We start from the raw sequence: 12,916 nt of genomic DNA, 5'->3' as shown, positions 1-12,916 counted from the left end.
CGACCCGGCGTACCCCCACCCGGCTGCCGCGCCACCCCACCGGCAGTCCGCCGCTAAGCCCACCCGGCGTGCAGGCGAGACGCGACCGCGCCCGCCAACCCCGGCCCGCACCCCAACCCACCGCACCCGCAAACCGACCCGGGACCCCCGCTTTCCGGGCCGCTCGCTCGCTTCTCCCCCGTGCTGGAGCGGCCCGGGTCAAGGGTGGCCCGCAGGGCCATCGCCGAAGGCGACGCGACCGCAGGGAGCGCCCTTGATGCGGGCCGTGGAAGCACGACACTGACAAAGAAGCGAGTGGCCCCAACGCCCACGCCACCAACAAGGGGCCGGACAAGCCCCCCAAGTGACCGCAACGCCGAGAGGGCTCCCCACCGCCAGGTGAGAAGCCCTCTCGGGAACGGGTCCGGAATCAACTACCCTTCGGCGCCCCCGCGTTGGCCCGCCGATACGCGAACCAACCCGCCCCCGTCAGCAACACGGCCAGCCCGGCCAAGGTGCCCACCGTCACGCCCGTGGACGCAAGGCTGCCGCCAGTCGTCGACGTAGACGTAGAACCACCCGTCGTAGAACTACCCGTCGTAGATCCAGACGTCGAGGTGCCCGTGCTGCCGTCGTCCGAGTCGTCCGAGCCCCCGCCCGTCTCCTCATCCGTGTCCACCGGATCCTGCCCCACGAACGCCACCGCCACCTTCACGTCCTGCGAGCGGTCGCCGGAGAGGGTGTGGTCGGCCCGAGTAGCCAGGACGCACTTTGCTTCGAAGCAGTCGGTGTAGTCGTCCTTGGCGTCGATCGTCAGCTCGACCTCGAAGGTGCCGCCGTCGCCGTACGGGGTCGCCAAGTCCTCCCCGTAGTCGGGCGGGTTGGAGGAGATCCAGGCCGAACTGTGCGACGTTCCCGTCATGTCCACCCCGCCGATGCACGGCGTGGGCAACTCCCCCTCACCGTTGTCCACGCACAGGGCCACGTAGATGCCCTTGTCGATGTCGTAGCCGGAGCCGGTGATCTTCAGGGTCTGGTCCTCGGTGGCCAGGTTGTTGACCGGGGTGACGGTGAGCTGCTGGCCCTCGGGGCCGGTGCCGGTCTTCGTGCCGGACGGTTCCTCGGGCTCCTCCTCACCCCCGTCACCGGTACCTGTACCCGCCTCCGTCACCGTCAACGTGATCGGTGAAGTCCTCGTCGTACCAACCGAGTTGGTGAACTCCGCCCGGTACCGGTAACCGTCCTGCGCAGTCTTCGCCGTGAAGGCGTACGCGTTCCCCGTCGCGCCCTCCATCGTCGACCAGGTCTGTCCACCGTCCGGGCTGACCTGCCAGCTCACGGTCGGTTCCGGCGTTCCCTCGGCCGCCGCCACGAACGTGACCTCGTCGCCGGCCGTGGCGGTCTGGTCCGTCGGGGACTGGGTGACCTTCGGGGAGACGCGGACGTCGAACTTGAGGACCTTGCTCTCGGCGACGCTGGTGACGAAGACGGAGGTGGCGCCCGGGGTCACGGCGACGGCGGCGCCGGTACCCGTGCGGCTGCCGGGGAGGGCGACGGACTCGGCGGCCTTCTCGAACGTGGCGCTGTCGACGACGTCGAGTGCGCCGACGTAATCCGCGCCGTCCGTGTCGGTGCCATAGTCCTCGCGCAGGACGAACGCCCGGCGGGAGGCCGTGTCGAAGGCCATCGCCATCGGCCGGTCCGTGCCCTCAAGCGTGGTCAGGAGCTTGGCGTCCTTGTCGTAGACGAGCACGGAGTAGCCGACGCCCACCCAGACGTTGCCGGTCGCGGGGTCGGGCTCGACGAAGGAGAGGAATCCTTCGGGGAGTTGGGCCGTCGCGATGACGGCGAAGGAGCCGGTGTCGACCCGGCTGAGCAGGCCGCCGCCGTACGCGGACCAGGCGACGCCACGCGTGGAGTCGACGCCCAGCTCGGCACCGCCGTCGAGCGTCACGGTCCGCTTGAAGGTGCCGGTGGCGGTCTCGACCTCCGACAGGTTGGCGCCCTGCTGGACGAGGATCGTGGACGCCGACGTACCCGGACCCGTGGCGGTGACCGTCGCGCCGGTCAGCCAGACGCCCTGCGCGGCCGTGTCGCCGTCCTTGGCGGTGCCGATGCCGCGCAGCGGGTAGTGGAAGACGACCCCGTCGCCGGAGAGCGGGACGGTGATCTCCTTGGCGACCCGGCCGGCGAGCGTGCCCGTGGAGCCGGGGGCCTGGGCTATGTGGCTGCGGACCGTTCCGTCGCCGGCGTCGAGGACGTAGAGGCCGCGCTCGTTGACGTCTCCGGTGTCGACGACGTCGTCCGAACCGACGTACAGCTTCCCGGAGTCGGGGTGCAGCAGCAGGTCGAGCGGCTTTCCGGCGCCGGTGAACTCGGCCGACCTGACGTAACTGACGGTGCCCGCGGGCACGTCCACGCCGTCGCCGCCGTCGTCTCCGTCACCGGGGTCCTGGCCCTCGAAGGTGACGGGGATGCGGACGTCCTGGGAGCGGTCACCGCTGTTGCGGTGGTCGACGCGGGTGACCACCGAGCACGCCACCTGGGTGCAGTCCAGGCTGCTGTCCTTGGCCTTGACGGCGATCTCGACGTCGAAGGTGCCGCCCGCACCCCAGTTCACGGCGAGGTCGCCCGCGTACTCGTCGCCCTCGGGCACGATCCACTTCGAGGACTCGCCGCCCCCGCTGGTATCGGCGCCGCCGAGGCAGGGGCTGGGGAGGCGGTTGTCGCCGTTGTCCTTGCAGAGGGCGACGTAGATGGCCTTGGTCGCGTCGTAGCCCTCGCCGGTGACGCGGAGCGTCTCCCCTTCGGGGGCCAGGTTGGCGGAGGCGGAGACGGTGAGTTTCTGACCGTCCTTGCCGAGCGCCGACTTGGGGGTGTCGGAGGCCTGCGCGGGCGACCCGACAACCACGCCGATGGCCACGGCCGACGCGGCGACCAGGGTGGCCGCGGCCAGCAGTGCCGGGCCTGCCAGGCGTCCGAGTCTGGGTCTGGGTCTGGGTCTGGGTCTGGGTCTGGGTCTGTCAACTGCCATGGAAAATGTCCTCACTTGGGGGTGTGCCCGGCGCCCCGGTCGTGCCGAGAGCCGGGTCCCGCGCGTACGGGACCCGGTCCCAGGTCCTGTCGCCCTGGGGGCGGTTACTGGAAGGCGATCGGGACGTGCACGTCGTAGTTGCGGTCCTCGGCGTCCGTGTGGTCGGCGCGCGTGACGACGGCGCAGGTGACGTCCTCGCCGCAGACGCTGCCGTCGTCGAGGGTCGCCTTGACGTAGATGCTCGCGCTGAAGGTGCCGCCGGTGCCGAACTTGGAGCTGTTGGCGAACAGGCCGCCGAAGACGTTGTTGACCCAGTGCGAGGCACCGGTCGCACCGGTCTCGTCCTGGCCGCCGAGGCAGGGGGTCGGCTTGTTGGCGCCGACCGCCCCGTCGACTACACACAGGCCGACGTAGATGCCCTGGCCGGTGTTGAAGCCGGAGCCCGTGACGGTGATGACCTGGCCGGACGCGGCGGCGGTGGACGGCGCGGTGACCGACAGGTTGTAGGTCGTGGTGCCGTCGACGATCGTGCGCGTCGAGGTCGCGGCGGAGGCCGAGGTGGCCAGGCCCAGGGTCAGCGCGGCGGAGGCGGCGACGGCGAGGCCGGTGCGGGCGGCGGTGCGAGCGGAGATGGGTCTCATGGTGTGTGGAACACCTTTCTCGGCGAGAAGGAATTAGGTAAGGCAAACCTAAGTACGCCACTCTTGAGTTTGTCAACGGAACGCAAAGAGATCCCCAACACCCGTATTTCCCAAGGGATTTGGGCATGCCGAGGAGCGGACCGACCCGGCCCGCCTCTCAACTGAATTTGTCCCCGCTAACACCACGCCGGTGTCAGCTCGACCCGCTCGACCCCTGAACGCCGAACCGCACGACGGCCCGCCGATCCCCCGTCACGGCGTACAACTCGGCCGTGTGCTCACCCTCGACGGCGGTCGCGTACACGGGAAAACTCCGCGAGACCCGCCCCGCCGCGTCGGCCACCGCCTGATACCGGGTGTCGTCATCGATCGCGACGAGCACGACCTCGCCGGGCTCGAACCCCTCGCCGGTGACTTCCTGTTCGGCACCGGGGGCGAGGGTCGCGTGCCCGACGGCGGCCGTGGGACCGGCCGAACTCCCTTGGCTCTCAGGCGATTTGGGCGCGTCCACGCTCGGGGACCCCGCCGCCGAGCTCTCGGCCGGCACGGCGTCCTCCGCCGAACCGCCGCCCCCACTACCGCTACCGCTCCCGCTACCGCTCCCTGTCCCAACGGTGACGTCGAACATCCCCAGCCCATCCCCCGCCGCGAACCCCTCCCCGCTCCAGGAGGCCAGCAGCGCCGCCCCCTCGTCGGTGAGCGAAGCCCGCAACCCGGCCCAGGTCACACCCGAAGTCCGTACGACGGGTTCGGCACCGTCCAACACAACGTCGGCCAGGGCGAGTTCACGCGCCTGCCCATCGACTGCCGTACGGACATACAGCGCACCCGAGCCCCCGTCCAACCGCAGCCGCAGCGCCCCGAGCACAAGCGGCCGCTCGGCCCCCGCAGACCCGCTGAGCCGAGCGACCCCGCCCAACTCGACCTCGGCACCCCCACTTTCGGGATCCGCACCCCCACCGGTCGCCGGGAACCAACTCCGGTCCCCAGCCCCTTCTACGGCGGGTTCGGCGACGTCCATCGACACGCCACGGCCGGACAGCGCGGCGCTCGCCGAGGTCCAGCTCGCGTAACCGCCGGACACCTCACGCGGGAACGCCACCGCGTCCTGCGCACTGGCCGCGCCCGGGCTCAGCAGCGCCATCAACGCGCCGCCCGCCAGGACGGCGGCACCGGGTCTCTTCGCCATCTTCAAGTCTCCCTATGAGGTGAGGAGTTGAGGGATGTGGAGTTGGATCAGCCCGCGCCCCCGGCACCCCGGCGCCGACGTGCCCAGAACCAGGTGCCGGCGCCCGCCGCGACCAGCGCGACCGCGGTCAGCCCGAGCGGCAGGGCGAGCGATCCGGTGCTGGCCAGGGGCCCGTCGGACGTACCGGAGTCGTCACTGGAACCTGAGCCGGAGCCGGAGCCGGAGCCACCGACAGTGCTCGCAGTGGCCGTAGAACTGGGCGAAGCCGAAGAACCGCTACCGCTGCCGCTCCCGCCCCCACTCCCCCCGAACGTCACCGGAATCCGCACCGTCTGGCTCTGATCCCCGCCCCGCGTATGGTCGTTACGGGTGATGACGGAACACGTGACACCCGACTTACTACAGTCGGTGTTCGCATCCTTCTGTCGCACCTTGAGCTTCACGCTGAACGACCCGTCATGCCCGCTGCCGCTATAGGGCTTGGCCAACCCCTCCCCGTACAAAGGCGGGTTGGAGGAGATCCACACGGAGGCCCCGGACTCGCCGGACATGTCGACGCCGCCGATGCAGGGCGTGGGTGTCTTGCCGGCGCCGTTGTCCACGCAGAAGGCGACGTAGATGCCCTTCTCGGTGTTGTAGCCGGAGCCGGTCACGGTGACCGTTTCGCCCGCCGGATCGAGCCCGGTGGAGGCGGAGACGGTGAGTTTCTGCCCCTCCGGTCCGGTCGCCGACGCGCCCGCGGCCATCGCCGGCGAGGCCGCCGGAAGCACCAGGGCGATCGAGGCGGCCGCGACAGTTACGACGGCCGCGCCACCAACTCGCCTTCCACGCAGGCTACTTGGCCATAACATGCAACACCCCCACCACGAATAAAGAAGGTAAGGCTAACCTAAGCTACCGGTCAGCTGTGCACCAGGAGTACACGCACAAGGACCGACAGGAATGACAGGACCGACGAAGGGCCCGGCATTGCGCACATCCGCAAGACCTCACCGACTCCCGCGGCACCACGGCGTCGCCGCCGTGACCCTGACCCTCGCCCTCACGCTGCTGACGGGCGCCTGCGCGGGCGACTCGGGTTCCTCCGTCGGCTCCTCGGACACGACCCCTCTCTCCGCGAGCGCCCGCGCCACCGCCGCCGAGAAGCAGCTCGCGAAGAACACGATCGTGCCGCTCGAAGGGCAGCCGCCCACACCGGAGTTGCCGGTCACCGTCGACTCGTCCGACGGGCGGAAGGTGACCGTCGAGGACGCGTCCCGCATCCTGCCCCTCAACGGCGGCGTGGCGGAGATCGTGTTCACGCTGGGGCTCGGCGACCGCGTCGTAGGACGGGACATCACCGCCACCTTCGAGGAGGCGAAGGACCTTCCGCAGGTCACGACGGCGCACGACGTGAGTGCGGAGAGCGTGCTGTCGCTGGACCCGACGGTGGTGCTGGCCGACACGGACACGGGCCCGAGCGAGGCCGTCGACCAGATCCGCGACGCCGGCATCCCGGTGGTGGTCCTGGACCCGGCGACCAAGTTGGCGGACGTGACGACCCGAACCACCCGTATAGCCACGGCACTTGGCGTCCCGGACGCGGGCAAGGCCCTCAACGACCGTATGGGCGACGAACTCGCCGCCGCCCGTGCCGGCGTGCCCAAGGGCAGCAAGCCGACGGTCGCCTTCCTCTACATGCGCGGCAGCGCGGCCGTCTATCTGATCGGCGGCAAGGGCTCGGGCGCGGACTCACTCATCGAGGCGGCCGGCGCGGTGGACGCGGGCGTCGACTCGGGCCTGGACAAGCCGTTCACCCCCATCACCACCGAGGCCCTGGCCACGGCCCAGCCGGACGTCATCCTGATGATGACCAAGGGCCTGGACTCGGTGGGCGGCGTCGACGGCCTGGTCGCCATCCCGGGCATCGCCCAGACCCCGGCCGGCATGAACCGCCGCGTCGTCGACATGGAGGACGGCGTACTGCTGAGCTTCGGCCCGCGCACCCCGCTGGTCATCGACATCCTGGTGGACCGCATCCACCGGACATAGGCGCAGGGGGAGTTCACCTCCGCCGGAGACTCCACTGGAACGCCCCCCGGCACACCACCGCCCCCGCCTCGTCGGTCACCTCCACCTCGGTGGAGAGCCGGGCCCGGTCGGACTCACGTGACAGCAGCGGTCGTACGGCTGCCAGGGCCTCGTCGCTGAGCCGGCACGCGGCGACGAGCCGGCCGCGGGCCGGGGCGAGGAACTCCAGGGACGCCGTCGCACCAAGGGGTACGACTCCCTCGAAGTCGCCCGCGTCCCCACTGGCGGCGATGATCGCGCCGAGCCCGGCCGCGTCGACGAGGGCGGCGAGCCCGCTGGAGTGGAGGGATCCGATGACGTTGGTCAGCGCCTCGGGGGTCGTGGTGGCGAGTTCGGCGGCGCCGTCGGCGGCCCGGAGTACCTCGATACCGGCGGTGCGGTGCGCGGGAATCGGCTCAAGCAGCGCACGGGCGAGTGCCGTCATGTCCATCGCCACAGCGTCGCAGGTGCGGCTTACGAACGTATGACCTCAGGGGCTCCCAGTCATGTCGCCTTTCATAGCGCCTTTCATAGCGCCTTTCATGTCGCCTTGTCGCGCGGCAGCACGGTGACGCGATGGAAGTTGCACCCGGGCGACGGCAGAACGCCATTCGGAACGGTCGTCTCATGGGCCTGAAGAGCCACGCTCACCAGGCTGATCAGCAGGTCGACGTCCGCGTCGCAGTCAAGATGGACGGTCACCCAGCGGGAACCGGGCACCATCCGGATGGCCGTGGACTCTCTGAGGTCGTCGGAGAAACGGTCGATGGCCCTGATGGTGAGATGCAGGTCCACATCCCGGTCGGAGTGGAAGTGCACGATCTCGCTGCGCGGCGAGTGGAGCGCCCGCCCCGTACCGCAGCTGGCCGGCCCGGCCGTCAGATCGGGCCAGGCCTCCAGTTGCTCCAGGGCGCGCTGGGCCAGAGTCATGACCCCATAGTCACCCTCTCACCTCGATGCCACCAGAGGTTGAGGGATTCGTAACCTGGGCGAGAGGTAGGCGCACACCGGGGCGGAGCGGACTGTGAGGAAGTTCGAGGAGCTGCGCGGGGGTGTGCGGGGGTGCTCAGAGCCAGCCGTTGCGCTTGAAGCCCCGGTGGACGAGGAAACAGACGGTGGCGATGACGGAGAGAACGAGCGGATAGCCGAAGGTCCAGTGCAGTTCGGGCATGTGGTCGAAGTTCATGCCGTAGATACCGCACACCATGGTCGGTACGGCGACGATCGCGGCCCAGGACGTGATCTTCCGCATGTCCTCGTTCTGCGCGACGGTCACCTGCGCGAGATGGGCCTGGAGGATGGAGTCGAGGAGGGCGTCGAAGGCGTTGATCTGCTCGGTGACGCGGGCGAGATGGTCGGCCACGTCACGGAAGTAGGCCCGTATCTCGGGGGCGATGGTGTGCGTGGGCTCAAGGGCGAGCCCGGCGAGCGGCCGGGCCAGCGGCGCCACGGCCCGCTTCAACTCCAGCAGCTCACGCTTGAGCTGATAGATACGGCCGGCGTCGGCGCTCCCCGGACGGCTCAGGGAGAAGACGTGGGTCTCGACCTGGTCGATGTCGTTCTGCACGGCGTCGGTGACGTGGAGGTAGTCGTCGACGACGTGGTCGGCGATGGCGTGCAGCACGGCGGTGGGCCCCTTGGACAGCTGCCCGGGATCGTCCTCCAGTCCCTCCCGCAAGGGCCCGAGCGAACCATGCAGCCCGTGCCGCACGGTCACGACGAAGTCCGGCCCGGTGAAGACCATGATCTCCCCGGTGTTGACGACCTCACTGGTCGCGGTGAGCTCGGCGTGCTCGACATAGGTGACGGTCTTGAACACGGCGAACAGCACATCGCCGTACTGTTCGACCTTGGGCCGCTGATGGGCCTGTACAGCGTCCTCGACGGCCAGCGGATGCAGCCCGAACAACTCGGCGACCTGCGCGAACTCCTTCTGGCTCGGCTCATGCAACCCCAGCCAGACGAACCCGCGCCCACCATGCCTACGCGCCCGGGCAACGGACTCCTCGACCGTGGCACAGGCCGGCTCACGCACCCCGTCGCGATAGATGACGCAGTTCACCACGGTGGAACCGAGCGGGGAACGCGCGGGGTGACTGAGATCCACCTTGCGACCCCGGCGCGCGAGACGGGCGACTTTGCGCAGGTTGCCGACCATCGACATGCGGGGCTCTCCTAACGGCGTGATCCGGACAGTCTGCCAGGTGGGGGTAAGGGGGAGGTCAGGGCCGGGTGACGGGTCGCGCCCTGACCGGCACGACTGCTTGCGTCACCGCTTGCCTGGCGTCGGCTCAGCGATGGGCGTGCCGAGCCCGGATCCCGTTCGTCGTGCCCAGGCAACCCGTTCGCGAGGCTGAACGCCTCGGCCAGTTCCTTGGTCCTCAGCACAGGCCACGCACATGTGTTCCCCCATCTCGGCATCCTGCTAGAGCAACGCGTCGCTCACGCTTCATCAGAGCTGATGCGCGCACCACAGCGGAATTGGGGCTGGCCCCAGGGGAGATTCGGTGGATATCCGCAGTGATGTCGAGGGCGTTCGCGACCTAGCGTGCTGTGGATGCGGACGACTACACGGATACGGATCGCGATCGCCGGTGCTGCGGTACTGGCCACAGGAACCGCGGCGTTACCCGCCGCCGCGGCGGCGGAGCCTGTGGGGCTCGGGCGGTACTACTCCCAGGACATCTCCTGGCACGACTGCGCCCTCGGCCCCGACGACACCACGGGGAAGGAACTCGACGCGGCCGGTGCCCGGTGTGGCGACCTCGCCGTGCCGCTGGACTACGCCGACCCGGGCGGGCGGACCATCACCGTCGCCCTGTCCCGGCTTCCCGCCACCGACCGGGCGCACCGGGTCGGGCCGCTGCTGCTCAATGACGGCGGGCCCGGCGGGCCGAGTCTCGGGATGCCGCTCAAGGTGGGGGCGGCAATGGGCAAGGTGGCCGGGAAGTACGACCTGGTCGGGATGGATCCGCGGTTCGTCGGGCGTTCCACGCCGCTGGACTGTGGTTGGGACATCGGTTCGGCCGTCTTCTCCGCCGGCCGCGACCGGGCGGCGTTCGACCGTTCCGTCGGCATCCAGCGCGAGTTGGCGGAACGGTGCCGGCGGACGAACGGCGACGTGCTGCCGTACGTCACGACCCGCAACACCGCCCGCGACATGGACGTGGTCCGGGCCGCGCTGGGTGCGAAGCGGATCTCCTACCTCGGGTATTCGTACGGCAGTTATCTCGGCGAGGTCTACAGCCGGCTGTTCCCCGGACGCACCGACCGCATGGTGCTCGACAGCGTCGTCGACCCCGCCCGGTACACCCAGACCCTGCTCGTGGGCACCGAGTCGGCCAACGAGCGGGCCCTGCGGGCATGGGCCGACTGGACCGCCGCCCGTGACGACACCGACGGCCTCGGCGACACCTCGGACGCGGTGGTGGCCACGGTCGAGCGCATCCAACAGGCGGCGGCCGAGGAGCCGTTGAGGGTCGGGGACTTCCGGCTCGATGAACACTTCGTACCCGTCGTCTACTTCGGCGGCCTGGGCAGCGATCTGGACGAGCGCCGGGCCGGGTTGGCCACCACGACGCAGGTCCTGGCACGCGCCGCCGACCGTGACCCCGACGTGCGCCCGGGCCCCGAGCTGGCCGAGATGCTGACGTTCCTGACGACCGAGGCGGGCTCGCAGCTTGCCAGTGCGCAGTCCGCCATCATCTGCGGGGACGTCGCCACCCGGCGCGGAATCGAAAGCTACTGGGACGCCATCCAGGCCAGCCGTGTCGAGTCCCCCTTCGCCGGTCCGCTGGCGAACAACATCTCCCCCTGCGAGTTCTGGGGCTCCCCGGCCGAGGCACCGACGGCACTCGACAACGACGTACCGGCACTGCTGGTCAACGCCATGGGCGACCCCCGGACCCTCTACTCCGGCGCACAGCGGATACGCGACCAGTGGTCCCGCTCCCGGCTGATCACCGTGTCCGACGCCAACCAGCACGGCGTCTACGGCGAGTACGGCAACGCCTGCGCGGACAGCCAGGTCAACGCCTACCTGGCCACCGGCCGGCTGCCCGCACATGACGTGACCTGCCGCAAGTAGCCGCTGCCCACCCCTGACAGCCGAATGCCCCTGCGGCAGGGGGAGAGGCGTGTGTCCCGCTAAACGTACAGGTCAGCACTGCGACGTCCGCTGGTCGCGGTGGGTAGCCCCGCTGTGATCGGTTGCGGCGGGGTGGAGTGGTTCTCACCGTGGGCCCAAAGAGTGCAGCTTTCGAAAGGACTGTGATGCGCGCCCTTGTATCCCGCGGACTCCTGCTGTCTCCCCTCGTCTGCGCCGCCCTGATCGCCGGACCGGTCGGTGTCGCCGCTGCCGCCGTCGACATACCCCGGGAGGCCCCGGGCATCTCCGCGCTGCATGAGCTGGACGAGTGGGGAGAACTGGAAGAGCTCGACACGCTGACGGCTGCGGACCACGAAGACGCCGCCGTCGGCCCGATGCTGGACGCACTGTCCGACGTCGCCGGCCTGGAGGGCGACCGCCTCGAGCCCACCGAGGCCGCCGCGTACGTGAAATCCCTGGAGGCCGCCAACACCACCCTCCAGCAGCAGGTACGCGAGCGGGCCGGTGTCGCGCCCGCCGATCCCGTCTCCGACCTCGTCGCCCAGCTCCAGGCCACCCTCGACGACCTCATCAAGGCCCTGACCTCGCTGGACGTGGGCGGGGTACTGGGCGCGGTGACCGGTGTGGTGTCATCCGTCGTCGAGGTGGTCACCGGGCTCCTCGGCGGCGCCCTGTCGTCGCTGCCGGCCATCCCCGCACCGGGAGCGCCGTCGGTCTGACCTGGCCGCGCGCATGCGGCGGGACGCGGACGCCTACCCTCGTCCCGCCGCGTACGGCTCCGGCCCAGAGCTTCCTAGGCGCCCACCGCTACGAGGCCCCCCTCTCCTCAAGCAACCGCTCCAGCCGGTCGAAGCGTTCATGCAGCTCACGCGCCGCCCGTTCCGCCCCCTCCTCCGCGCTCCGCACCAGGTGACGGTGCCGGCGCTTCTGGTCCCGGCCCACGAACCACGTCGCCAGCGCCGCCGTGACCATCCCGTACGCCGTGATGCCGACGATCATCACCACCGCGCCGATGACGCGGCCCCAGAGAGTCACCGGGTAGAAGTCGCCGTAGCCGACCGTCGTCGCCGTTTCGATCGACCACCACAGGGCCTTCGGGTACGTCGTCAGGTTGGCGCCCCGCGCTCCGTCCTCCACGGCCACCACCGCCCACGAGCCGGCGACCATCACCGCGGCCAGTGTCGCCGTCGCCCAGCCCGCCGCCCGCACATGCAGTGAGCGGCCCTCCCTGCCGAGCAGCAGTTCGACGGCTCTGGTGAGGAATCCGGGCAGCATCCCCCGATGCTGGGGCATGGGATGGACCGCAGCGCGGCGGACGCGCATCCGGCCTCGTGAACCGTCACCCCGACTCACCCGGACGGCCCGGTGGACCACGGCCTCGCCGGAAATTCCCCGTCACCAGGAGCCAAATCTCACCCCATCGGCGATAATTAGGACATGAGTACGGCGACGTTTGAGCTGGCGGCCACGTCGAGCGATGTACTCAACGTGCTTGCCGCCTTTGGTGGTGGCCTGTTCATCGCGGGCGGCCTGGTCTGGGCTGTCCGCTTCGGTATGAAGGTCATGGACCGGGAATCGGCACGGCCCAGCCTGGATGAACAGCCGAAGATGCCCGCCTCGGGCCCGGTCCACGAGATGCGGGAGATGCGGGAGCCGGACGAGATGCCGGTCGCGGAGCAGGAGAGCGAGCGGCTCATGCCGTACGAACTCCACCACGCGGGCAGCAAGCGACGTGAGGATCAGCATCGACGGCGCTGGTCGCCGGGCTCGAGTGGGTCCTTCGGAAGTGGAGGCCTGGGGCACGTGTGACCCCGCGTCCGACCCCGCACAAACCGGACTACAAAAAACTACGACGCCGGATGCAATGTCCTTGACAGACACTGCACCCGGCGTCGTATTTACTGCGTTCCTGCGAA

General features: G+C 69.9%; 12 protein-coding genes. 4 read left to right on the top strand and 8 right to left on the bottom strand.

The window, feature by feature from the left end; translation table 11 throughout:
- Positions 1-409: 409 nt before the first annotated feature.
- The 4 genes from AC5DRG_RS27805 to AC5DRG_RS27790 all read right to left on the bottom strand — a co-directional run bounded on the left by AC5DRG_RS27805 (position 410) and on the right by AC5DRG_RS27790 (position 5,613).
- Positions 410-3,013: an immunoglobulin I-set domain protein gene (locus tag AC5DRG_RS27805; protein WP_491802171.1), complete on the bottom strand. Its 2,604-nt coding sequence runs from the start codon at positions 3,011-3,013 to the stop codon at positions 410-412.
- Between the two features lie 104 nt (positions 3,014-3,117).
- On the bottom strand, positions 3,118-3,654 hold the full coding sequence (locus AC5DRG_RS27800) for a hypothetical protein (protein WP_491802170.1): 537 nt from the start codon (positions 3,652-3,654) through the stop codon (positions 3,118-3,120).
- A gap of 193 nt (positions 3,655-3,847) precedes the next feature.
- Positions 3,848-4,843 (bottom strand): hypothetical protein, encoded by a 996-nt coding sequence (locus AC5DRG_RS27795; RefSeq protein WP_491802169.1) that lies wholly within the window; start codon positions 4,841-4,843, stop codon positions 3,848-3,850.
- 47 nt (positions 4,844-4,890) lie between these two features.
- Complete coding sequence (locus AC5DRG_RS27790) at positions 4,891-5,613, bottom strand: hypothetical protein (RefSeq protein WP_491802168.1); 723 nt, start codon at positions 5,611-5,613, stop codon at positions 4,891-4,893.
- 172 nt (positions 5,614-5,785) lie between these two features.
- On the opposite strand from AC5DRG_RS27790, the gene AC5DRG_RS27785 reads away from it, so the two are divergent.
- Positions 5,786-6,874, top strand: a complete 1,089-nt coding sequence (locus AC5DRG_RS27785) for a heme/hemin ABC transporter substrate-binding protein (protein ID WP_491802167.1) — start codon at positions 5,786-5,788, stop codon at positions 6,872-6,874.
- A gap of 13 nt (positions 6,875-6,887) precedes the next feature.
- On the opposite strand, the gene AC5DRG_RS27780 is transcribed toward AC5DRG_RS27785, so the two are convergent.
- The 3 genes from AC5DRG_RS27780 to AC5DRG_RS27770 all read right to left on the bottom strand — a co-directional run bounded on the left by AC5DRG_RS27780 (position 6,888) and on the right by AC5DRG_RS27770 (position 9,056).
- The gene (locus AC5DRG_RS27780; protein WP_491802166.1) at positions 6,888-7,343 is read right to left on the bottom strand and encodes a PaaI family thioesterase; all 456 of its coding nucleotides are present in this window, start codon (positions 7,341-7,343) and stop codon (positions 6,888-6,890) included.
- A gap of 89 nt (positions 7,344-7,432) precedes the next feature.
- Complete coding sequence (locus AC5DRG_RS27775) at positions 7,433-7,822, bottom strand: luciferase domain-containing protein (protein ID WP_491802165.1); 390 nt, start codon at positions 7,820-7,822, stop codon at positions 7,433-7,435.
- 136 nt (positions 7,823-7,958) lie between these two features.
- The gene (locus AC5DRG_RS27770) at positions 7,959-9,056 is read right to left on the bottom strand and encodes a magnesium and cobalt transport protein CorA (RefSeq protein ID WP_491802164.1); all 1,098 of its coding nucleotides are present in this window, start codon (positions 9,054-9,056) and stop codon (positions 7,959-7,961) included.
- 393 nt (positions 9,057-9,449) lie between these two features.
- On the opposite strand from AC5DRG_RS27770, the gene AC5DRG_RS27765 reads away from it, so the two are divergent.
- Together AC5DRG_RS27765 and AC5DRG_RS27760 are read left to right on the top strand one after the other, a co-directional pair.
- Positions 9,450-10,979, top strand: a complete 1,530-nt coding sequence (locus AC5DRG_RS27765) for an alpha/beta fold hydrolase (RefSeq protein ID WP_491802163.1) — start codon at positions 9,450-9,452, stop codon at positions 10,977-10,979.
- A 185-nt stretch (positions 10,980-11,164) separates the two neighbouring features.
- Positions 11,165-11,719, top strand: a complete 555-nt coding sequence (locus AC5DRG_RS27760; protein ID WP_491802162.1) for a hypothetical protein — start codon at positions 11,165-11,167, stop codon at positions 11,717-11,719.
- Between the two features lie 88 nt (positions 11,720-11,807).
- Here the strand turns inward: AC5DRG_RS27760 and AC5DRG_RS27755 are convergent, their stop codons facing one another.
- On the bottom strand, positions 11,808-12,275 hold the full coding sequence (locus tag AC5DRG_RS27755) for a potassium channel family protein (RefSeq protein ID WP_491813178.1): 468 nt from the start codon (positions 12,273-12,275) through the stop codon (positions 11,808-11,810).
- A 162-nt stretch (positions 12,276-12,437) separates the two neighbouring features.
- On the opposite strand from AC5DRG_RS27755, the gene AC5DRG_RS27750 reads away from it, so the two are divergent.
- On the top strand, positions 12,438-12,809 hold the full coding sequence (locus tag AC5DRG_RS27750) for a DUF6479 family protein (RefSeq protein ID WP_491802161.1): 372 nt from the start codon (positions 12,438-12,440) through the stop codon (positions 12,807-12,809).
- Positions 12,810-12,916 lie beyond the last annotated feature (107 nt).

It is taken from the genome of Streptomyces sp. JLBG701, assembly GCF_058544905.1.
This window is presented reverse-complemented; position numbering and strand designations above follow the sequence as displayed.

What these genes read in the sequence shown, in the direction of transcription:
- AC5DRG_RS27805 (WP_491802171.1), bottom strand. Translation starts at nt 3,013, where the DNA reads ATGGCAGTTGACAGACCCAGACCCAGACCCAGACCCAGACCCAGACCC.
- AC5DRG_RS27800 (WP_491802170.1), bottom strand. Translation starts at nt 3,654, where the DNA reads ATGAGACCCATCTCCGCTCGCACCGCCGCCCGCACCGGCCTCGCCGTC.
- AC5DRG_RS27795 (WP_491802169.1), bottom strand. Translation starts at nt 4,843, where the DNA reads ATGGCGAAGAGACCCGGTGCCGCCGTCCTGGCGGGCGGCGCGTTGATG.
- AC5DRG_RS27785 (WP_491802167.1), top strand. Translation starts at nt 5,786, where the DNA reads ATGACAGGACCGACGAAGGGCCCGGCATTGCGCACATCCGCAAGACCT.
- AC5DRG_RS27780 (WP_491802166.1), bottom strand. Translation starts at nt 7,343, where the DNA reads ATGGACATGACGGCACTCGCCCGTGCGCTGCTTGAGCCGATTCCCGCG.
- AC5DRG_RS27775 (WP_491802165.1), bottom strand. Translation starts at nt 7,822, where the DNA reads ATGACTCTGGCCCAGCGCGCCCTGGAGCAACTGGAGGCCTGGCCCGAT.
- AC5DRG_RS27770 (WP_491802164.1), bottom strand. Translation starts at nt 9,056, where the DNA reads ATGTCGATGGTCGGCAACCTGCGCAAAGTCGCCCGTCTCGCGCGCCGG.
- AC5DRG_RS27765 (WP_491802163.1), top strand. Translation starts at nt 9,450, where the DNA reads ATGCGGACGACTACACGGATACGGATCGCGATCGCCGGTGCTGCGGTA.
- AC5DRG_RS27760 (WP_491802162.1), top strand. Translation starts at nt 11,165, where the DNA reads ATGCGCGCCCTTGTATCCCGCGGACTCCTGCTGTCTCCCCTCGTCTGC.
- AC5DRG_RS27755 (WP_491813178.1), bottom strand. Translation starts at nt 12,275, where the DNA reads ATGCTGCCCGGATTCCTCACCAGAGCCGTCGAACTGCTGCTCGGCAGG.
- AC5DRG_RS27750 (WP_491802161.1), top strand. Translation starts at nt 12,438, where the DNA reads ATGAGTACGGCGACGTTTGAGCTGGCGGCCACGTCGAGCGATGTACTC.